Source organism: Paucibacter soli (assembly GCF_037482845.1).
GTDB classification, from domain to species: Bacteria; Pseudomonadota; Gammaproteobacteria; order Burkholderiales; family Burkholderiaceae_C; genus Paucibacter_B; species Paucibacter_B soli.
Genome location: NZ_JBBHJW010000015.1, coordinates 1 through 19,319 on the forward strand (window position 1 = coordinate 1; position 19,319 = coordinate 19,319).

Genomic DNA, 19,319 nt, shown 5'->3' on the forward strand with positions numbered 1-19,319 from the left:
ACTACTCGCGGGCATCCTTCTCATTTGCTTCTGTATTCAGTTGTCGCACCACGTGCTCAGGCGGTTTGTGGCCCATCCATCAGGATCCACTCGGCTTTCCAACTGGTGACCTTGCCTTGCGAGTCCTTCTCGCCCGGAGTGAACCTGCGGCTGTAGCGGTTGTCGCCGAGCTGAACGACCTCTCGGCTCGCCGCATTGGGCTTCAGCCGATTCAGTTCTGCGGCCGGGATGCCTGGTGCGCTGATGTCCTCGGGAGGGCTGATGCGCTGCTGCAGGGACTGCAGGCGGTTCATGGCGGCCGCCGGCGGCGGCGTGCGAGCCACCGGCGTCTCTGGAGCCTTGAACAGGGTCCGGGGCTTTCCTGGTTGCGGCTGCATGCCGGGCGCCGGCTTCTGCCAGCCGCCGTACCGCTGCGTCGCCCCAGAGAGGGATCCAGCGCGGGCTCGGCGAGCCGCCACCCTCGTGGCCATTCTGTCGCGGGCAGCCTCCTCGGCCTTCTTGGCCAGGGCCTCGTTCTGCATGAACTCTTTGATCGCCTGAGCTTCGTTCCAGGCCGCGCGCTCACCATCGTTCTCGTAGAAATGATAGTAGGCGTACTTCTGATTTGTGTCGGATTCGGACTGCCTGTAGTCGACGCTCACGTCGAGCTTGTCGTCCTCTTTCAGTTGCCGGATGTATTCAGAGAGTCGCGTGCTGCCAGTTTGCTCAGCCCATTCCTTGTTGCTGACCCAGCCCTCGCAGATGAGCTTGAAAGCTTCCTGCTTCCGGTTGACCGCCTCGGGACCGCGACGACGTTTGAGTCCCTTGGCGCGCGCCTCCTCGAGAGTGTAGTCCGGCTTCTCCGGCAGACCGCCATCCGCGTATGGGTGGCGGTTGACCAGAGCGCGCAAGGCGTCGGCTACGCCGTGCTGCACTTCGTGCTCGGACAGAAACTCAATTCCCGCGGCCACAACCTCGGGAGCCTGCCTGGGCAGGTGGTGGATCTGCTTCTCACCGTGGTCCTCGGTGTACCGAGACTCCACCAGCATGGTCAGCCCGAGTGCGTTGACCAGGTAGGCCTTGGTGATCGCCAGGCGGCGTTCCTTGGCATCCGATGAGGCCAGCTCTGGGTCTACCCAGTAGCGACTCATCAGCTCGATCAAGCGAGCGAGCCGAATCGCCATTGGACGAACCACCCTGGCTTCGATATTCCGCTTGGCGATTTGATGAGTCATGTTTGAGTTAAGCTATTCGCATAATATATCATGTACACAGCTCCTCCTGTCTGCCAGCTTGCACTAGAGCAGCCTTAGCTGCTCATTCTTCAAGCATCCTGGGCCTGGACCAACCCGCCAAGGACCGGATCGGCTGCAGCAGTGATCGCCGCGCCCATCATCTTCAGGCATGCAGCCTTCACTTCCTCTGTTAGCGAAAGCCCGGCCTTCTCCATCTCCAAGGCAAAGATTCCAGCAAGGGTTTGGGGCAAAGGCATCTGCCATGGGTGCGTGAAGAGCGCCGCCGGCGGGCCGAAGGCCTCTGCCGCCTCCCTCTGCTGGAATAGGTGCGCAGAGCCATCATGGTGAAAGGCACCCCAGGCCGCAGCGATTGGGAGGCTCAGTTGGACTTGCTCATTGCCAGCGCTGAGCTTGTTGGCGATGACCTTGATCTGCTTCTTGATCTCCGCACGGATGGCGCGCGCTTCCCGGTGCTTCGGGTTTTCTGATAACAGGATCTCCGCCTTGACCAGGCGGCGCATCAGCTTCTCAATTTTGGTGGCCATAGAGCATCCCCTCAGGCATTCATCGCTGACTTTGCGATGTCGTGTTGATGATCCGCGCGGCCCGAAGTTCGATCAGCTCTGCCGACCATCGATCTTCGCGCAGACGACTCAGCTCCCGGTCTCGGACCAGGGAGGCAATTACATCGGCCGCACGTGTGCCAGCAAACTCGGCCAGGACCTCCTTCACGCGGACCGGGTGAACCGCCTCGTGCGGACCTAGATGGGTCAGGTTGAAGGAGTCACCCAGGCAGGCCTGGAAGTAGTTGAACGCAGGCTCCCCAGCTGAGGCTGCCGATTCCAACTCTGGCGCGGCTAGTGCAGCGCCATCCAGGCCCAAGAGCTGGGTCAGCGCCTGGACAAGCTGACGCTGGTCCTTTACCGGAATGCTGGACGTGGGTCCGATTGCTGCGTCGATGGAGGTTTTGATGCGGTCGAGGTGATTCATGAGGCTGTTCCAATCCCAAAGAGGGATATCACATGCTTGGCCATCTGCCCAGGGGCAGTTTTCGATGCCCTATCGGGCTTTGGCGAGCTGGCAAGGGGGAGAGTGGAAATTTCGCGAATGGCGAAGGGGTTGCTTTTGTTGAGGCGCCGATGCCCCGGGCTGGAAACGCCGAAAGGGGCTTGCGCCCCCTTGGTGTTGATGGGGTCGAGGCCTTTGCTTATGCGGCGGCCTTGAAGGCCAGGACATTGCTAGGCGGCGTATCGCTGGCAATTTCGGTCAGTTGGCCAGAAGAGATGCCCAGGACGATTTCACCAATATCGTCGTCGTCTGCAGGGAAGGCCCCGACGGGGGTGTTCAAGTCGGCGTCGATATCGCTGGCATCAAAGCTCACGGCCTTGACATCGCCGCCAACGTTCAGGGTGGCGGCATCCACGGAAGCCGGCACTTGGGCCACGACTACTTCAGCTTCTTGCTTGTCCTGTGCATTGGTTTCAGTCTTGGCTTCAGGATTGACCTGAACCTGAACTTCAGCAGCAGGTGCTGTTGCGGCCTGCGCGCCGGCCTCGACGACCAAGAAGTCATCCTTGGAGCGGCCACCAATGCAAAGGTCCTTGAGCCACTTCGGAGTCGGGCCGCGGCCAGACCAGCCGGCACCCGTCGCCGGGTCGCGATACTTCACAGCATTCAAGTAGCCAGCCTGCAGGGCCAAGTTGGTGCGAATCGCCGGGGGAAGCTTGGCAACTTCTTCGGTCTTTGCGGCAGGCGCTGGTGCAGCCACTACCGAAGCCGGAGCCGGAGCCGGAGCCGGAGCCGGAGCCGGAGCAACAGCCACCACCGGTGACACCACGCCGATTTGAGCAGCCAGTTGCTCCAAGCTGATGGCGCCGCTCTTTAGCAGGTCGATCACGCGGTCGGTAGCGGACTTGTTCAGGTCAGCCTGGATGCTCGCGATGCGCTGGGCAACAGCATCCTTGGCGACGATGATGTGCGCTGCGATGGCTTGTTCAGCGATCACCAGATCACGCGCCATCTGTTCTGCGACCGCCAGCTTGGCTTCGGGGCCGCCTTGGGTGCTGGTGATGACGGAGCCGATGCCAGCTGCCATCGAGGCCAGCATGGCGTTGACGGTGCCGATGTGAGCGATGTTGGTGCCGGTCATATGCAACTCCAGGAGAATCAGTTCAGTTGCCTTTGAGATATTACATACACCACGCTCTGTCAATGATGTTGACTCCGAATGTTTTCAAGACTCTGGCTGTTGGCGCCGACCTAAAACTGAGCCACTTCTGAGGGGTGTGCCGATCTAAAACTGAGCCGGTGTTCGACCTAACCTGCTGCCTTTTTGTGCAGCGGGGTTGATGAGTGATCACCATGGACATGATTGGCAGGATCCGGCGGCTGCACAGCCGGGGCAAGAAGAGCGAGCGCGAGATTGCGCGGATGACGGGGCTGTCGCGCAACACGGTGGCCAAGTGGCTGCATGGGGGCCCGGTGCTGGAGTCGCCGAGGTACGAACGCAGCGAGCGCGACGGCAAGCTGACGGCCTATCAGGAGACGATCAAGCTGGCCTTGAAGGCTGACGCGAAGCGGCCCGCGCATGAGCGGCGCACGGGGCGAGCGCTGTTTGAGGAGATCAAGGCGGCGGGCTATACCGGCTGCTACAGCCGCGTCACCGACTTCATCCGGGCCTGGCGCCAGGGTGAGGGTCAGGCGGCGTTGACGAAGGCCTTTGTGCCCTTGGCATTCGAGCTCGGCGAGGCCTTCCAGTTCGACTGGAGCGAGGAAGGCTTGGTGGTGGGTGGCATCTACTACCGGGTGCAGGTCTCGCACATGAAGCTGTGCGCGAGCCGGGCCTTCTGGCTGGTGGCCTACCCGGGCCAGGGCCACGAGATGCTGTTTGATGCGCACACCCGCAGCTTTGCGGCGCTGGGCGGGGTGCCGCGCCGGGGCATCTACGACAACATGAAGACGGCGGTGGACAAGGTCAAGAAGGGCAAGGGCCGCATCGTCAACGCGCGCTTCTCGGTGATGTGCGCGCACTACCTGTTCGACCCGGACTTCTGCAACGTGGCTTCGGGCTGGGAGAAGGGCGTGGTCGAGAAGAATGTGCAGGACAGCCGGCGGCGCATCTGGATCGACGCGGCCCGGCAGCGCTGGGGCTCGTTTACCGAGCTCAATGCCTGGCTGGCCGAGCGGTGCCGGGCGCTGTGGAGCGAAGTCCGGCACCCCGAGCACGAACAGTTCAGCGTGGCCGAGATGCTGGAGCACGAGAGGCCGCACCTGATGCCGATGCCCGAGCCGTTTGACGGTTATGTAGAGAAGCCGGCGCGGGTGTCAAGCACCTGCCTGGTGTCCGTGGCGAGGAATCGTTACTCCGTGCCCTGCGAGCTGGCCGGGCAGATGGTCAGCACGCGGCTGTACACGAACAGCGTGATGATTGTGGGCGACGACAACCGCATGGCTGCGCGTCACGAGCGGCTCAGTGCAGCGGGCCAGACCCGCTACGACTGGCAGCACTACATTCCTTTGCTGCAGAGGAAGCCAGGCGCCTTGCGCAACGGCGCGCCCTTCGCCGACATGCCCGAGCCGCTGCAGCAGTTGCGCCGCGGGCTGCTGCGCATGCCTGGTGGAGACCGGGTGATGGCGCAGGTGCTGGCCATCGTGCCCACGGCGGGGCTGGACGCGGTGCTGGTGGCGGTGGAACTGGCGTTGGAGACCGGGCCACCGGGGCGTGTGAGCGTGGAGCATGTGGTGAACGTACTGGCCCGGCTGAGCGATGCGCCGGCCCCTGAGAACGCGGTCACGACGCTGCAGGCGAGCGTCGCGCCGCTGGCCGACACGGCGCGCTATGACCGGCTGCGCCAGCAGGCTGAGGAGGTCGACCATGAGTGATGTGCTGATGGAACTCAAGGGCCTGCGCTTGCACGGCATGGCGGCGGCCTGGGCCGATCTCGTGGAGCAAGGCGGCCGCGAGAGCTTGGAGAGTTCGCGCTGGCTGATCGAGCGACTCTTGCAGGCCGAGGTCGTTGATCGCGGCATGCGTTCGGTCAAGCACCAGATGCACGTGGCCAAATTCCCGCTGCACCGTGACCTGGCGGGCTTCGACTTCGAGGGCTCGGCGGTGGACGGCAAGCTCATCCACACGCTGGCGCAGCTGAGCTTCACCGAGACCGGGCAGAACGCCGTCTTCATGGGCGGGCCTGGCACGGGCAAGACGCACCTGGCCACGGCCATCGGCGTGTCCGGCATCACGCACCACGGCCAAGCGGGTGCGGTTTTACTCGACGGTGGATCTGGTCAACCTGCTGGAGCAGGAGAAGGCGCAGGGGAAGGCCGGACGGCTGGCGGTGAGCCTGCTGAATATGGACCTGGTCATCATTGACGAGCTGGGCTACCTGCCCTTCAGTCAGGCCGGCGGCGCCTTGCTGTTCCACCTGCTGAGCCGGCTGTACGAGCACACCAGCGTGCTGATCACGACCAACCTGGACTTCGCCGAATGGAGCAGTGTCTTCGGCGACGCGAAGATGACCACCGCCTTGCTGGACCGCCTCACGCACCACTGCCACATCGTGGAGACCGGCAACGAGAGCTATCGCTTCCTGCACAGCTCGGCGGCGGCGAAGAAGCGGATCAAGGCGAGGGAACAGGCGCGCAAAACAGGCAAGGCCGACGCTGGCGCCTGAGCCGTTGCAACCGGCGCATCACGACAGCAAGGAGGTCAACGAACCAGGCATAGACCTACACTTATCCACAGCTGACCCTCTCACGGGCAGCGATATTCCCTGGCTCAAATTTAGATCGGCAGGGTGGCTCAAAATTCGGTCGGCGCCAACAGCGCGGGGTTCTGGGCGCACTATCGCGTACATGGTGCGGTGCTCTAAGCTCAGACGCTCCCAGTAGTCGTCGCTGAGGTCAGCGGGCTTGTTGCTCAGGAATGTCATGGTGTCACTGAAACTCAACGAGTTCGACCGAGACCTCGATGTCGTAGTGCTTTTTCATGAGCTCACAGAACTCCAGCCACTCTTTGTGGCCGGCCGGTTCATGGGTGCAATGGATGCATTCCTTGGATCCGTTCATTTGTGCCGTCACCGTGGTATGGACATCGAGGCCGAACCTCTTGGAGAAGCGGCCGACAGTCGACCCGTCCATCGCGAAAACCCAGACCGTCGAGCCATCTTGACTTACCTGCACCTGGTCGTCGGGGGTTGCTTGGTTAGAGGGGGCGCTTCCGGCACTTTTATTTGCGTCGGACTCGACAGTTAGCTTGGTGACCAGGCCTGCGTGGATCATCAGACAGTTCCTCAATTGCACCTACAGATATCACATCGCTTCGCGCTTGCAAGCCCGAACAGTCTTCTTTAATCGTTTGCTGGTTTACCCTCAAGCGCGGGGACCAATTCCATCAGCAGTGCGGGCCCCGTCCGCTCAAGATCGACAGCGGCCTGATAGCCAAGCAAGTACGCCTCCGAAGAAGTCTTCATAACGGCACAGCTTTCCATCGGACTCTTCAAGTAGCGCACCTGGGTTCCTGTCGGATAGTGCTGATTCCAGGCTCTGACGTGCTCCATGGCCATTGGAAGATTCGCCTCTCCCAGATCACTCGAGCACTGTTCATTTTCGACGGTTTTCGTATTCATCTGCGTTCTCTCCCTGCTTGGTTCCAGTCAATCTATCGATAGATATCATCACCGACCATATTCTCCAAGACCGAACGACTCTCGGGCATCATTGCATCATGAGCAGACCACCCTCCGAGCCCCCGAAATCGATTCGACTTACAGCGGACAGGCGCCGCACACTCAGAGTGCACCTGCTTGGTTTGGCCTCGGCCGGCCAATCAGTCACAGTTGCCAGAACAAAGTCTGCAGCGTTCGAATTGTTGGGCCTGGACCTCACACAGGAATTGACCGAGAAGACTCTTGCCGACTTCGGGTTCCAAATGAGCAACGATGTCGAGCCCTATCTGGCGCCTGATGGTCGCTTGGCATCGTCGAGGATCTGGGTCGTCGCTCCGGGCCCGAATCCATTGTCCCCGTCAGAGCGAGCTCGGCTCCTCGACGGTCGCCTGCAGGTTCTTGTTGGCGCATTCATTGACGACCTACTCGAGGACCCTCAGTTGCAGTTTGCTGATCTCGGTGACCGAGCAACCGAAGCCACACGCCTATTTGCGCTGACGCTCTCCAAGGCGGTTCAGGCTCGCGCCCGCTTCGCAGCGCAGAAGATCATCCCGTCCTGCGGAGACGTCGCCTCGCTGACTTTCAAGGGAGCTGCCCAGACAGGAAAGCAGCATTGAGCTCGAGCGCCAGGGGGCATCTTCCGCGGACTGAGAGGGCTTGAGCCTTCAACGATACGCGAGAGCTCCCTTGTCCTTTATGGGGTCTCGACCAGCGCCCACACATCCCCCTCTGCTGAGCCTGGGATTTGGGCCGGTGCTGCCGGGGAGGTCTTGGTGTCGTTGTTCATGGCGCCTCTATCTCGGTTGGTTTGCGCTGCAATCAGGGGGCTGGACGACGCTTGGCGTCATTCCGCTTGGCGTCGGCTACGAGCATCATGAGACCTACGCTGATGGGCGCCGGGAGGTCTCGGCACTGCATCTCGTGATCACATGCTGCGGCCGAAATCTCTTGGCGGAGCGCCTTCAAGATCTCTGGAGTCTGGTTCGCTTGAAAGAGCGGAAGTAGTTCTTCCTGCCACATTGCTTCAGCTTGCCGCAGAAGCTGCTGCTCAGCATCGGCCATGGCCTTGATGCGAGCGGCCAGCTCAGGACTCAGGAGCGGATTCGCCGTGACAGCGGAGAGGTCAATATTTTGATTTCCTGCCGGTGCGGTGGTGCTCATTTGGGTGCTTCGAAATCTGGTTGCGTCAGCCTTTCAGATATCACATCCGCCTCGATGCGCAAGCCCTTGGCAAGTTTGTCTGCAGATGATATTTACTATGAACCATGAGCCAGATCGCCCCCTCCTCTTGCCAGCCTGCATCCACCTCCCACCGCTTCGCGGTCGGAGATCGCGTGAACTGGGTCCAGGTGCCGAAGTCCGGTTGGGGTTTGGGTCAGTGCGTCGCGGGTGTGGTTCGCAAGCTTGGTGCCAAGCGCGTGCTGATCGAGGTCAAGTTCAGGCCCCCGTATAGCCGCAGCAAACTCTGGGAAAGTGCGCTCAAGTGGGTCTCGCCTTCGCAGCTGGAGCAACGAATTTATCCGTCGTCGGCGCATGCTGAGCTGATGCGGCTTGAGGTTGCCGGATTTGTCCTCACGCCCTGGATGCACCCCAATGGTGTTTCGAGGCACTTCAAGGACGGCACCTATTACGGAGCCATCGACTCTGATGGGGTTCACGCCACTAGTCCGCATCACCTGACCTGCACAGCGCCATGCACGAGTCCAGAGCAGGCTATCTCCGATGCGCACCATTCCCTCCAGCATGGTGGCTACCGGGCCCACCTGCTCACGCAGATCGACATCCGGGCGCATTGGCTTCGCACTGGCGCAGTTGTTGGCGACAAGGCGGTCACCACGCAAGATGAGATTGGATTGCTGCGCGCTCGTCTGCTCAAGCTCTTTACCGCATTCCCCGAGCAAATCCAGCCCTGCGATCCAACGCTGGTCGATCTTGCTCAATCCGTCGACTCTTCAAAGGTTGGTTCCTGTGTTTGATTCTCTCAAAGATCTCGGCGGCGATTCGGCTCCAAAGATTCCGAAGTTGCCCGATGGCGGCGGTCTTGCTGCATCCATGCTGCAGGCCTACATGTCGTCCGACACGCTCTCCAACAATGCCCTCTACGAGCAGTTGATCGAGAACGGCCTGCTGGATCGCGCCGCAGTGGAAGCCAAGGCTCCTGTGGGCAAAGATGGAGTGCACTTCAGCCTTGCAAAGCGTCGAGTCCGCTGGTGGCAGCAGCACCTCAAACAGCACGGAATCATTGAGCGAATTCCCAGTGAGCGCGGCACCTGGCGCCTTTCCGACCGCAACAAGAAGGACATGACCAAGGCGCCGCCTAAGACGGTCATGATCGGCTTCTCGACTGAGCTTGGTGTGGCGCTCTGGGGTGCTTGCAATGATGTCTTTGGCTCGATGACGGAGAGCATTGCCGTTGCCATCACCTCGCCGCCCTACCCGCTCGCCAACCCACGCGCCTACGGGAATCCTTCTCAGGAGGAGTGGGTGGACTTCGTTTGTCGCTCGCTCGAACCTATCGTCAAGCGCCTGCTGCCAGGCGGCACCATCGCAGTCAATTTGTCGAACGACGTCTTCGAGCCTGGTTCGCCCGCGCGCTCTCTCTATCGCGCGAAGTTCGAAATCGCGATGTATGAGCGCTTGGGCATGTCGTTGCTCGATCAGGTCATTTGGGAGAACCCGAGCAAGCCGCCTGGCCCGTTCCAGTGGGCCAGCAAGCGTCGCATGCAGCTCAACGTCGGGTACGAGCCGATCCTGGTCTTCTGCAACGACCCTTTGAAGTGCTTCGCCGACAATCGCCGTGTTCTCCAGCCTCACACCGAGACGCACAAGAAGCTCATCGAGCGCGGTGGCGAGCAACGTGCGCGCAGCAACTCTGACGGCTCCTACCGTGTCTACCAGGGCTCCTATGGCAATGAGACCGCTGGTCGGATTCCGAAGAATGTTCTTCGCTATGGGCACTCTTGCGCCGATCAGCGCAGCATGCGAAAGATGGCAAAGGCGGCCGGCCTGCCGGTCCACGGCGCATCGATGCCGCTCGCACTAGCTATATTCTTGGTGAAGTGGCTTTCCAGACCTGGAGATCTGATCGTGGACCCTTTCGGCGGAACACAAACCACAGCCAAAGCCGCCGAACTCCTGGGGCGCTTATGGGCCACATCGGAGATCTACGCCGAGTACGTTTGGAACGGCAAGTTCCGTTTCAGCTCGCAGATGGTGGAATAGTTCACGCTTTATGCTTGTTTGCATCACGCGAGCCTGGAACCTGTTCTACCTCAAGCTCTTGACGCTTGTCAGTTTTCGGGCTTTTCGATTTCAGGTTCAATCCGTTCCTGCAACGCGGATCGTCCTTCTGCAAGGTGGTGTTGACTCGCTGCGCGAATTTTTTGCCGAACGTATTTGAGGGCCATTCTCACTCGATTTCGATTGTGTGGCCCGCCATGTTGTCCTGCCCATCTCGTGGGGCACATGAGCCGAACAGTCGCGCTACTTGAAATTCTTGCGACCGTCAAGTACCTCTCCTGACAGTGTCCGGTGTCGCTGATCTAGGTTTCAATTCATCACATCGATAGATCGACAAAGCGTCGACAAAGACGGGTGGAGATGATAGTGATAGATCAGGACTTCAATCGCCACATAGGGCAACCAGGCGGTGATGTTCAAATGGAATCATTGTTGAGGAAGAGTTGGCTCTTCAGGGCTCATGAAGCTCTCAAGCAATTCTCTACCTCCCTGGATGATTTCAGCGACATGCGCTTGACTGACGCCCCTCGTGGCTGCGGGCGCCCGCTAGATGTCAGGCGCAAGGCTTCTATACGTGAATTCGAAACCCGCTGATTCCTATTCCTTGTACTCTCTCACCAAGCGTGAGCGCGAGTATTTGCTTTGGGCGCTTCGCGGCAAGACCGCAAAAGAGACGGCCAAACTCTTGGGTGCATCGCCCAATACGGCCTCCAAAATGTTGCGCGCGGCCGTTGTCAAGATGGACGCGCCGAATAAGTTCGTTGCGGCCATGAAAGCTAGCCGCCTTGGGATGTTGGAGATCGTTTCCATTGATTCCCAAGCTGACGCAGCTCGGGCCTCTGCTTCAGGCCACCCGGGCGTTCTGCCGGTGGATCCAACCACTTGGCCAGCCGTTCTCATCCCCCTCGAATCGGTGGAGTCCCTTCAGTTTGAGCACGTCGAGACTCAGATATTTGACAGCGACTCTCTATCGAATACTGCGTCGCCCCCTCCCTTGGTTGGTTATTCGTTTTGGAGTGTGGACACCCCTTCTGGATACATTGGACTCTGCTGGTTCTGGACTGTGATCTCTTTTGGTGTCACTGCGCTCTGGGACCCGATGAGCATTCATTCCAACTTGGTTGCAACTTCATCGGGTCTTGGCTCCAGCAATCGGCATGTGCTCGCCAGCCTTGTGTCTCGTCTGCCTTGGCAAATCGAGGCCAATCGATGCATGGACAATACTGCTTTCTCGGCAGGTAACGCGCCAAAGCGGATACGGAAATGTCCTCAGGAGGATCGACCGGGCCGGGCTTCAGGGCCCTTGTGGTTCCTTTGTGCGTGTGATATTTGAAATTCATGAGCAAGATTCCTGAGTACCTCTACCACTACACCGTCGGTCCCAAGCTGAAGCAGATTGCGGATTCGGGTCGATTGGAGCCCAAGGGCTTTGGCCTGGCTAAGTGTTGCATCCCATGTGATCATTTGCCCTTCAGGAGTTGGGCGCTGTTCAAAGCCCGAGACGTGATGCGAGGGCTGGTGCAATCGCTTCAAGCCGATCAACGCCGAAGTCAGATTGCCGCATGAGCCAAGTCCACGCCCGAGCCCGCACCACTCCGTTGATCCGAGCCGAGATCCAAGCCTCGGTGCTGAGCCAGGCCGAGCTCGCCCAGCAGTACAACGTCAGCCGCGCCACCATCGCCAAGTGGAAGGGCCGCGACGGCACGCAGGATCGCTCGCATCGCCCGCACAGGCTCGCCACCACGCTCAGTGAAGGCCAGGAGCTCATCGTCGCCGAGTTGCGTCGGCTCACGCTGATCCCGCTGGACGACTTGCTGACAGTGGTTCGGCAGTTCATCCACCCCGAGGTCTCACGCTCGGGGTTGGATCGCTGCCTGCGTCGCCACGGTGTGAGCAATTTGCGCGACATCCAGGCCGCTGCGTCGGACGAGGGCGACAAGCCGACCAAGACATTCAGGGACTACGAGCCGGGCTTTATGCACGTGGACATCAAGTACCTGCCACAGATGCCAGACGAGGCTGCAAGGCGCTACCTGTTCGTGGCCATCGACCGCGCCACGCGCTGGGTGTTCCTGCGCATCTACGCCGACCAGGGCGAGGACAGCAGCGTGGACTTCCTGGAACGGCTGCATGAAGCCGCGCCGATGAAGATCGCCAAGGTGCTGACCGACAACGGCAGCCAGTTCACTGACCGCTTCACCAGCAAGAAGCGCGAGCCCACAGGGCGGCACAAGTTTGACGTGAGGTGCCAGGCACTGGGCATCGAGCACCGCCTGTGCCCGCCTCGCCACCCGCAGACCAACGGCATGGTGGAGCGCTTCAATGGGCGCATCAGCGAGGTCGTGCGCCAGACGCGATTCGGTTCAGCAGCGCAGTTGGAACAGACGCTCAACGCCTATCTCAAGACCTACAACCACGCCATTCCTCAACGCGCGCTGGCGCATCAGACCCCGGTTCAGGCACTCAAGAAATGGCGTTCGGAAAAGCCGGACCTGTTCAACAAACGGGTGTATGAACAGGCGGGTCTTGACAGCTAAGCAGCGACGCGAAAAGCCTGTGCTCTGGTTCTCTGAGAATCCAGTTTGGGAACCGACTGCCAACAAGGTGATCTCCACTGACGGTGGCGAGACCTTCAGGCGCCCTGCACTTCGTGAGTTGCATGAAATCGCCGGAGGTATCTTCCGGTTTCGTGTGATTCCGGCGGCGCTCGCGAAGCGCTCGGGGGCTCAGATCAAGCTCTTCCAGTGGGGCAAGATTCAAAGTGTCGCTCATATCGCGCCTTCTGAAGCGGCAGCAATGGTCACTGCTGGCCTCGGTTGGGGCGCAACCCCAACGCATTGGTGGGGCTCCCTGGAGCCTCTCCCCTTGTCGCTGATTGCCGAAGGCTTGATGCAGCTTGAACGGCGTTCGGTGCCGGCGATTGGTGAAGGCCCAGACGTCTGGAGCCTTGTCGGCCTTGATGAGGCTGTGGAAGGCTATTTGGCGCGCGGACTGCGTGTGCATCAGACAACGGCCTCCGAGAATCCCAAAGTCTGGGGAGTCTGACCGATGTCAAGATTCAAGATCGTCGTCCAGGCCTGTCGTCGTGTCCGGGTGCCGCACTACGGTCCTGAGGCATACACGGTTGATCGACAGGAGCGAGAGTTCCCGTACGGGAAAGGGCGTCCTCACCGAACCGGCGCTGAGGCGAAGGAAGCCGCGCTATCGTTCGCTCGAACCCTGTTCTCCGAGTCAACGGAAGTGCAGCTGATTGCCAGGAATGGCTGTTTTGGGCGGAGTCAGATTGTTGAGCGATCTGAGCGAGAGTTCGATGTCTTCTTCGATGGCACGTCTCCCAGCCTTCGGTGGCGCATGGAGGCGGCATCTTCTATCGAATGACGCCGTAGGCACATGATTGCGCACCAAATGGTGTATATGGTATTCTGTATGTCAGCTGAATTCCTCAACACCACAAGGAGACGAGCGTGCTAAAGCCCGCCGTCGGCACTTCAACTCTGCGCAATCCCGCGACCGCCAATGACTGGCGCTCTGTGCAGACCGCGCTCATGCGCGTCGGTGAGTTTCTCCAGAAGCCTACGCGCTTGGTCCTGATCGGATCGAGCGTCGGCATGTGGTACGGCCAGCCCGGCCGTATGACAGAAGACGTCGACATCTGGTCGCCCAGATCCGAGGTCGACTTGGCGGACATCTCCCAGGCCTGCGAGAAGGCCGGCATCCACTTCGATCCTCGCGAGTACGACGTGCCGCGTGACGGCCTCTACCTGCAGATGGTCACACCCGGTGTGGTCAACGTGGGCAAGTGGAAGTCCGAGTCCTCGATGTTCAAGTCCGGGAATCTTGAGGTGGTCCACCCGCCGGTCGAGAACGTGATCGCTTCCAAGCTGGTACGCGCTCAACCCTTTGATATCGACGACATCGTCTTCTTGATGGGGCGCTTGCAGGTATCAATGACTCAAGTTCGCGCGGCCGTGGCAACTCTTCCAGAGTCCGCTCGCGAGGTTGCAGAGGAAAACATGATCTACCTGGAGATCCGCGACGAACTGCTTGCGGATGTCAACGAATTCGCGGACCGAGCAACGATGCCGAAGCGCCGCCCGCATCCATGAGTCAAAGGGCGCATTTTACATGATATCATTTACACCCGTACCAACCGACATCAAAGGAGACGGCAACATGCTGACTCGAATCCTGCGCCTGTTGGCGCCGTTCCTGCTGGGCCTTGCGCTGTTTGGCGCCGGCGCACAGACCATGCCGGATTCGTCGTCGACCTCGACGACAGCTCCGATGCAGAAAACGTACTGCCCGAACATCCCGTTTCCTTGGTATGCGGCTGGCACCGTCCCTCCCGGCTACTACAAGTCTGTCTCGACTAGCGACTGCTTGCCGATTCCGTCCTGCCCAGGCAACCAGTATTTCAATACCGGCGCTGCCGAGACCTGCATGTGCCCTGGCGGCACGAGCTGGGACAGTTCGGCCGGCTGGTGCCACGTTCCCTGCCCGGGTGGCACTTCGTGGGATGGATCCAGCTGCGCCAGCATCTGCCCGTCGGGCACCTCCTGGAACGGATCCAGTTGCGCGAGTATTTGCTCTGCCGGCCAGACTTGGAACGGCAGCGCCTGTGTCAGCTCGTGCGCTTCAGGCCAGACTTGGAACGGCACCAGTTGTGTAGGTAGCTGCCCTGCAGGGCAGACCTGGACTGGTGCCGCCTGCGTCAGCTCGTGCCCTGCCGGCACTATCTGGGATGGCTCTTCATGCGTTGGCTCCTGCCCTGCTGGGACCTCCTGGGATGGTTCCATGTGCGCCTCCAATTGCTCTGGCGGTCAAGTTTGGACTGGATCCGGATGTGGCTGCCCTGTCGGCTCAACATGGAATGGATCGTCATGCGCTCCAACGGTAGGTTCCCCGCCCGTTATCACTGGCTTCACCGTTGGCCCAGCGTCCGTCAATGTCGGCAGCAGCTACTCGGTGAATTGGGGGAGTAGTGGCGCAACTTCAGCACAGATCCAATGCTCAGGCGCATCGGCCGCAACGTACGCACTGAATCCACCTTCTGGCGGGTCCGGTTCGTTGCCGGCAACAAGGCCGGGATCGACCGACTGCGTGATGGTGGCCACCAACGCATCGGGGGGTGCATCAAGTGCGGCGCCGACGGTCACCGCTGGCTGCCCAGCAGGCCAGGTCTATGTCGGATCGACCTGCGGCGCTCCGCCCTATTTTTCATCGTTCACGGTAAGCCCAACGTCTGCTCCCATTGGGTCATCATTCACGATTTCATGGTCGGCTGCATATACAACGACAGTGTCCATCAGTTGCTCTGGCGCCAACTCTGGCGCCGCATCTGGCGGTGCTGCCGGCAGCGCAACGCTGGCGGCAACGGCTGTGGGGTCTAGTACATGCTCTGCCACAGCAATCGGAAACTACGGCATTGCTAGCGCAACAGCCCCGGCAGTAACTTCAACGTGTCCGGCATCGATGCTATACAACCCCGTCACTCAAAAGTGCGAGGTTGCCGCTCCCCCGGGTCCAGCCATCGGACCTCGCGTGGTCAATTTGATGGTGCCCTACCACCTTGGAGACGGCGCGCCTGCCTGGGCGCAGGTGCTCAGCTTGACGGTTGACGGGACCGGTACCGCATCGCTAGGTAGCTGTACAGTCTCCGCCTCCACTCCGTATTGCAGCGGCGTGCTTCCGTCTGGGAATATGTCGAATGGGCGTACAACGATCGGCTACTCCATCGAACTCTCAGGCGACTCAATCTCAGTATCCACAGACGCTGATGGTGGCCCGTTGGACTACTACCAGACGAGCGTATACGCAGGGCGCTATTTCGGGTCTTGGAGTGTCAGTATGAGCTCAATGACCTCGCGGTCGGTTGGCTGGACGGCGACAGACTACATGAATGCGTCGCGGTGACCCGCTGCATGTGAATTCATTCGTCACCATTGGCGAAAAGGCCAGCATATGCTGGCCTTTTTCTATGCACTGACCCAAACTCGCTTCTGTTCTGTTGATACACAGGAGCCCACTCTTGCGCAACGAGCCAACAGGTGATATCTCGAGCTCGTGAGTACATTCATGAATACCTCCCTGCCCGCCAACATTCTCGACTCCGTCTCTGAGCGCGACCGCCGCAGCATTGCAATTCGGGTCCTTCGCTCCGATGTGACCCTGGGCGACTTGCTCAAGCGGTGCGCCGGGGAGTCGGCTGAAGCTCGGCAGGCCAAGGTTGAGATGGCCTGCGCCCTGTTGATGGCCACGCAGGATGCTCCAGAGGATTTGCAGCTGTCAGATCCTGTGCTGTACAAGCGGCTGCGCGAGCGCATTACCGAAATCCGGATGTCTGGATGGCTGCGCTGAAGCTGACTCCGCAAGCCGCCAAGGCTATTGAGGACTTGGCTGCGACAGCCTTCTGGCGCCGGGTGGCGCGTGAAGGCTACCAGGCCACCTTCGGGTCCATCGACACCAGCGAAGCCGAGGCCATGCTGATCTCGGCCTACACCGCCGATGATGTGCGCACCTACATGACCCAACGCGGCATTCCGGGGACACCAATCGACGTCATCGAGGCGGCCAAGGTCATGATGGTCAAGGCTCAGGATGAGGGTCGCAATCTGCTGGGCCCGATCTACGCCGACGACATCAAGACCTGCCGGACGCCGTCCGTCACGGATGCCATGCTTGAGGAGAGAGTCCAGGCCCCGACGAAGATCATCGGCGGCGGGATGCTTGCGGCTCACGGAACCTTGGTCGTTCGGCCGCCCTTCCCGGCTTTCGTGGTCGGGACTTCGAAGGCGCCCGCCGGCGTCTTCATCGTCAAAGAAACGGCTCGAGCTCTTGGCCGCCAAGTCTTCATGCTCATGCAGCGCCAGCGCACGACCCCGATGTCGTCTGGCGCCATCCTCACCGAAGGCATGCTCCTGATCCCCGCGCCCGATGAGGCACACGGTGACCTATGGGAGCGCCTGGTACCGAATTCAACCCGCAGCGTTGCTTCCATGCGCGCTGTCACCAGTGATGGCCTCAATGAAATCTCCTTCACCTGGTAGCGCCCGCGTCCCGCCATGGTCCGACACCCGGAAGACCTCGAACGGTCGCACCTGCGCTGAGAACTTCGACGCCTGGTTTGCCGGCAGTTGCGTCGTCGACGCCGCCGGCGTGCCGCTGACAATCTTCCACGGCACCAATCAGCCCATTGTTTCCTTCGATGAGGAGCGACTGGGCTCCAGCACCTACTCGACCTCTTCGAAGCTCGGCTTCTGGTTCTCGGACAGTGAGATCGTCGCCGAGGACTACGCCAACAAGGCGGCGCGGATCGTGATCTCCGAAGTCGAAAAGCATGAGCGGCGCACTGCCCAGCTGCTGCGCGACATGGCGGAGGCAGAGCGCCGTAGGGACCATGCTCGTGTTGACGAGCTGACCCACGAGCTCGAGGCGCACGACATCCCCCCAACACGTGAAGGCGCCGTCGGGCAGAACGTGGTTCCGGTCTACCTGGTCATTCGCAGCCCGCTGATCGTGGACGTCAAGGGCGCAGCCCACTGCACTGGCGAAGGTTCCAAGGTCATCAAGCAGGCACTGGCGGCCGGCCATGACGGTGTCATCTTCCTCAACACCGCGGACACCGAGAGCATGACGGTGGCGAACCACTACGTGGTCTTCAAACCCCAGCAAATCAAGAGCGCGATTTCCAACTCCGGACTCTTCGGTCCAGACTCCCCCGATATCTCGGACTCAGATCCGAGCCCGGGCCTGGACGCGCAGCTTTCGAGATCCAAAGATCAGTCCCGGCCCCGGATGCGGGCCTGAGTCAACAGAAAGCGTGGATGTCATGGTCTTTCGCTTTTCCGCACTCAGCACCTGGTTCCCGAAGACGTTGCACGGCAAGACTGCCTTGTGACACAAAGTCGGCGCCGGTTTCTACTTCCTGCTGACGGTCGCGATCTTCACGGTGCTGGTCTTGGGCGACATGCTGAGGACCTCGTGGCCCCTGGTGGCCATGGCTGCGCCGCCGATGGTGCTGCACGTGATCCTGGCACTGGGAGCGCGGCGCTGTTCCAGGTGGGCTCGGATCGGCTCCATCTTCGCCGGCATCTCGCTGCTGTTCGCCTTCCCAATCGGCACGCCCTTTGGTGTCCTGATCCTGATGAGCTCGCTGCCGCGCTGGAGTGTCACCCCTGCTGATGTGGCTGGCGCTTAGATCGCCCGTGAACTGATCGTCACGCGCGACGACCCTCAACCTTCAATGTCGCGTGCTGCGATCAAGAAGCGCTTGCAAGGCTTGCTTGGCAGCTTCCCGATTTGGTGATGTGCACCGCTCGTAGTTGTCCCAGGCGCGAATCTCGTCGAGATCGCGCTGGATCGAGTCCGTTGCCATGGCGTCCATTGGCTTGCCCGCGTACTTGGCCTCCACAGATTCGGCAGTCCAGGTATTCGCCTGCGGCCTCAGGTCACTGATGGAGAACGGGTTCGACGGCAAACGAGGGGCGCTCATGGCAGGAGACTTTCCTTGTGGACGTTCACTTGGACCAAAGCTGCGAGGCCTCTCGCTCTCGCTCTTGCATCGACAGCAACGCAGGCGAGAAGTTCTCTTTCAAGCCAAGGTAGACCAGGCCGTAGTCGGTCAGGTAGGCGTGCAGGTTCGCGGCCTTCACTGCGTCAATGAACATGGTGATGCCCAGCACCGATTTGGCACCGACAGATGGCATTGGCCCTGCAAGCACGGCTCCATCATTCATGGCGACCAATGCAGATTGCCAGTTCTCATGCTTGGCGCCGCGGGCCCAGGCATCGCACGGGTGGATCACGCGCTTCAGCATGTCATCGATAGAAGGCTGCATGTTCATGTTCTCTTACCTTGGTCGGGCCGAGCGCTGCTTTTCGCCAACGTTGACGGCCAGTGATTGGTCTCGCTTCTGGATGAAGCTAGACAGCATCCGGTTGATGATGATCTGGAGGTCATTGTCGCCAATGGCGAACTCCTGGTAGACGCCCACGATTCCTGCCTGGGGATTGCGGCGGACCCAGTCAGCCAGCGCGCTCGCGGCGCCCGCGGTAGCGCCGGCTTGGATCAAGTCGCGCTCGAAGTCGCCCGGGAAAAGGCATCGATTGAAGTGCGCCAGCTCTTCGAGGCTGAACTTCGGTGCCTGGTTGTCGCTTGCGGTCATCAGCATCTCAATGTTGTGTGCAACCCAGATATCAC

24 protein-coding genes and 1 pseudogene are annotated in these 19,319 nt (G+C 60.5%); 14 read left to right on the forward strand and 11 right to left on the reverse strand.

Going from position 1 to position 19,319, the window contains the following annotated elements; genetic code table 11:
- Window positions 1–56: 56 nt before the first annotated feature.
- From WG898_RS24060 to WG898_RS24075, 4 genes are all read right to left on the reverse strand, one after another.
- A complete protein-coding gene (locus WG898_RS24060; protein WP_339605315.1) occupies window positions 57–1,214 on the reverse strand; it encodes a hypothetical protein in 1,158 nt (385 codons plus the stop codon).
- Between the two features lie 89 nt (window positions 1,215–1,303).
- A complete protein-coding gene (locus tag WG898_RS24065; RefSeq protein ID WP_339605316.1) occupies window positions 1,304–1,759 on the reverse strand; it encodes a hypothetical protein in 456 nt (151 codons plus the stop codon).
- 19 nt (window positions 1,760–1,778) lie between these two features.
- Complete coding sequence (locus WG898_RS24070) at window positions 1,779–2,204, reverse strand: hypothetical protein (protein WP_339605317.1); 426 nt, start codon at window positions 2,202–2,204, stop codon at window positions 1,779–1,781.
- A 217-nt stretch (window positions 2,205–2,421) separates the two neighbouring features.
- Complete coding sequence (locus tag WG898_RS24075) at window positions 2,422–3,363, reverse strand: H-NS family nucleoid-associated regulatory protein (protein ID WP_339605318.1); 942 nt, start codon at window positions 3,361–3,363, stop codon at window positions 2,422–2,424.
- Between the two features lie 212 nt (window positions 3,364–3,575).
- On the opposite strand from WG898_RS24075, the gene istA reads away from it, so the two are divergent.
- Window positions 3,576–5,096, forward strand: coding sequence for an IS21 family transposase (istA, locus tag WG898_RS24080; protein ID WP_339605319.1), 1,521 nt, complete (start codon window positions 3,576–3,578; stop codon window positions 5,094–5,096).
- Window positions 5,089–5,887 (forward strand): annotated as a pseudogene (gene istB / locus WG898_RS24085) (IS21-like element helper ATPase IstB). Before istA ends, istB begins: the two are co-directional and overlap by 8 nt.
- A 262-nt stretch (window positions 5,888–6,149) precedes the next feature.
- Here the strand turns inward: istB and WG898_RS24090 are convergent.
- Window positions 6,150–6,494, reverse strand: coding sequence for a hypothetical protein (locus WG898_RS24090; protein WP_339605320.1), 345 nt, complete (start codon window positions 6,492–6,494; stop codon window positions 6,150–6,152).
- A 68-nt stretch (window positions 6,495–6,562) separates the two neighbouring features.
- Complete coding sequence (locus tag WG898_RS24095) at window positions 6,563–6,841, reverse strand: hypothetical protein (RefSeq protein WP_339605321.1); 279 nt, start codon at window positions 6,839–6,841, stop codon at window positions 6,563–6,565.
- A gap of 266 nt (window positions 6,842–7,107) precedes the next feature.
- Here WG898_RS24095 and WG898_RS24100 point away from each other — a divergent pair, with 266 nt between their 5' ends.
- The gene (locus WG898_RS24100; RefSeq protein ID WP_339605322.1) at window positions 7,108–7,497 is read left to right on the forward strand and encodes a hypothetical protein; all 390 of its coding nucleotides are present in this window, start codon (window positions 7,108–7,110) and stop codon (window positions 7,495–7,497) included.
- A 202-nt stretch (window positions 7,498–7,699) separates the two neighbouring features.
- Here the strand turns inward: WG898_RS24100 and WG898_RS24105 are convergent, their stop codons facing one another.
- On the reverse strand, window positions 7,700–8,041 hold the full coding sequence (locus tag WG898_RS24105) for a hypothetical protein (protein ID WP_339605323.1): 342 nt from the start codon (window positions 8,039–8,041) through the stop codon (window positions 7,700–7,702).
- 104 nt (window positions 8,042–8,145) lie between these two features.
- Between WG898_RS24105 and WG898_RS24110 the strand changes: the two genes are divergently transcribed.
- The 7 genes from WG898_RS24110 to WG898_RS24140 all read left to right on the forward strand — a co-directional run bounded on the left by WG898_RS24110 (window position 8,146) and on the right by WG898_RS24140 (window position 14,226).
- A complete protein-coding gene (locus WG898_RS24110; RefSeq protein ID WP_339605324.1) occupies window positions 8,146–8,856 on the forward strand; it encodes a hypothetical protein in 711 nt (236 codons plus the stop codon).
- Complete coding sequence (locus tag WG898_RS24115) at window positions 8,849–10,102, forward strand: DNA methyltransferase (RefSeq protein WP_339605325.1); 1,254 nt, start codon at window positions 8,849–8,851, stop codon at window positions 10,100–10,102. Before WG898_RS24110 ends, WG898_RS24115 begins: the two co-directional genes overlap by 8 nt.
- A gap of 592 nt (window positions 10,103–10,694) precedes the next feature.
- Window positions 10,695–11,453 (forward strand): helix-turn-helix transcriptional regulator, encoded by a 759-nt coding sequence (locus WG898_RS24120; protein ID WP_339605326.1) that lies wholly within the window; start codon window positions 10,695–10,697, stop codon window positions 11,451–11,453.
- A gap of 5 nt (window positions 11,454–11,458) precedes the next feature.
- Window positions 11,459–11,686 carry a hypothetical protein gene (locus WG898_RS24125; protein WP_339605327.1) on the forward strand — a complete coding sequence of 76 codons (228 nt, stop codon included), beginning with the start codon at window positions 11,459–11,461 and terminating at the stop codon, window positions 11,684–11,686.
- Window positions 11,683–12,657 carry an IS481 family transposase gene (locus tag WG898_RS24130; RefSeq protein WP_339605328.1) on the forward strand — a complete coding sequence of 325 codons (975 nt, stop codon included), beginning with the start codon at window positions 11,683–11,685 and terminating at the stop codon, window positions 12,655–12,657. The genes WG898_RS24125 and WG898_RS24130 overlap by 4 nt, the downstream gene beginning before the upstream one ends.
- Window positions 12,632–13,165 carry a hypothetical protein gene (locus WG898_RS24135; RefSeq protein WP_339605329.1) on the forward strand — a complete coding sequence of 178 codons (534 nt, stop codon included), beginning with the start codon at window positions 12,632–12,634 and terminating at the stop codon, window positions 13,163–13,165. Before WG898_RS24130 ends, WG898_RS24135 begins: the two co-directional genes overlap by 26 nt.
- A 419-nt stretch (window positions 13,166–13,584) precedes the next feature.
- Window positions 13,585–14,226: a hypothetical protein gene (locus WG898_RS24140; RefSeq protein ID WP_339605330.1), complete on the forward strand. Its 642-nt coding sequence runs from the start codon at window positions 13,585–13,587 to the stop codon at window positions 14,224–14,226.
- Between the two features lie 246 nt (window positions 14,227–14,472).
- Here the strand turns inward: WG898_RS24140 and WG898_RS24145 are convergent, their stop codons facing one another.
- Window positions 14,473–14,916 (reverse strand): hypothetical protein, encoded by a 444-nt coding sequence (locus WG898_RS24145; RefSeq protein ID WP_339605331.1) that lies wholly within the window; start codon window positions 14,914–14,916, stop codon window positions 14,473–14,475.
- A 1,279-nt stretch (window positions 14,917–16,195) separates the two neighbouring features.
- On the opposite strand from WG898_RS24145, the gene WG898_RS24150 reads away from it, so the two are divergent.
- The 4 genes from WG898_RS24150 to WG898_RS24165 all read left to right on the forward strand — a co-directional run bounded on the left by WG898_RS24150 (window position 16,196) and on the right by WG898_RS24165 (window position 18,317).
- Window positions 16,196–16,477: a hypothetical protein gene (locus WG898_RS24150; protein WP_339605332.1), complete on the forward strand. Its 282-nt coding sequence runs from the start codon at window positions 16,196–16,198 to the stop codon at window positions 16,475–16,477.
- Window positions 16,465–17,166 (forward strand): hypothetical protein, encoded by a 702-nt coding sequence (locus WG898_RS24155; RefSeq protein WP_339605333.1) that lies wholly within the window; start codon window positions 16,465–16,467, stop codon window positions 17,164–17,166. The genes WG898_RS24150 and WG898_RS24155 overlap by 13 nt, the downstream gene beginning before the upstream one ends.
- Complete coding sequence (locus tag WG898_RS24160) at window positions 17,144–17,926, forward strand: ADP-ribosyltransferase-containing protein (protein WP_339605334.1); 783 nt, start codon at window positions 17,144–17,146, stop codon at window positions 17,924–17,926. The genes WG898_RS24155 and WG898_RS24160 overlap by 23 nt, the downstream gene beginning before the upstream one ends.
- A 151-nt stretch (window positions 17,927–18,077) precedes the next feature.
- A complete protein-coding gene (locus WG898_RS24165; RefSeq protein WP_339605335.1) occupies window positions 18,078–18,317 on the forward strand; it encodes a hypothetical protein in 240 nt (79 codons plus the stop codon).
- A 42-nt stretch (window positions 18,318–18,359) separates the two neighbouring features.
- On the opposite strand, the gene WG898_RS24170 is transcribed toward WG898_RS24165, so the two are convergent.
- From WG898_RS24170 to WG898_RS24180, 3 genes are read right to left on the reverse strand one after another with little or no spacing between them, the layout of a single operon-like run.
- A complete protein-coding gene (locus WG898_RS24170; protein WP_339605336.1) occupies window positions 18,360–18,611 on the reverse strand; it encodes a hypothetical protein in 252 nt (83 codons plus the stop codon).
- Between the two features lie 25 nt (window positions 18,612–18,636).
- The gene (locus WG898_RS24175; protein ID WP_339605337.1) at window positions 18,637–18,963 is read right to left on the reverse strand and encodes a hypothetical protein; all 327 of its coding nucleotides are present in this window, start codon (window positions 18,961–18,963) and stop codon (window positions 18,637–18,639) included.
- 6 nt (window positions 18,964–18,969) lie between these two features.
- Window positions 18,970–19,290: a hypothetical protein gene (locus WG898_RS24180; protein WP_339605338.1), complete on the reverse strand. Its 321-nt coding sequence runs from the start codon at window positions 19,288–19,290 to the stop codon at window positions 18,970–18,972.
- Between the last annotated feature and the right edge of the window lie 29 nt (window positions 19,291–19,319).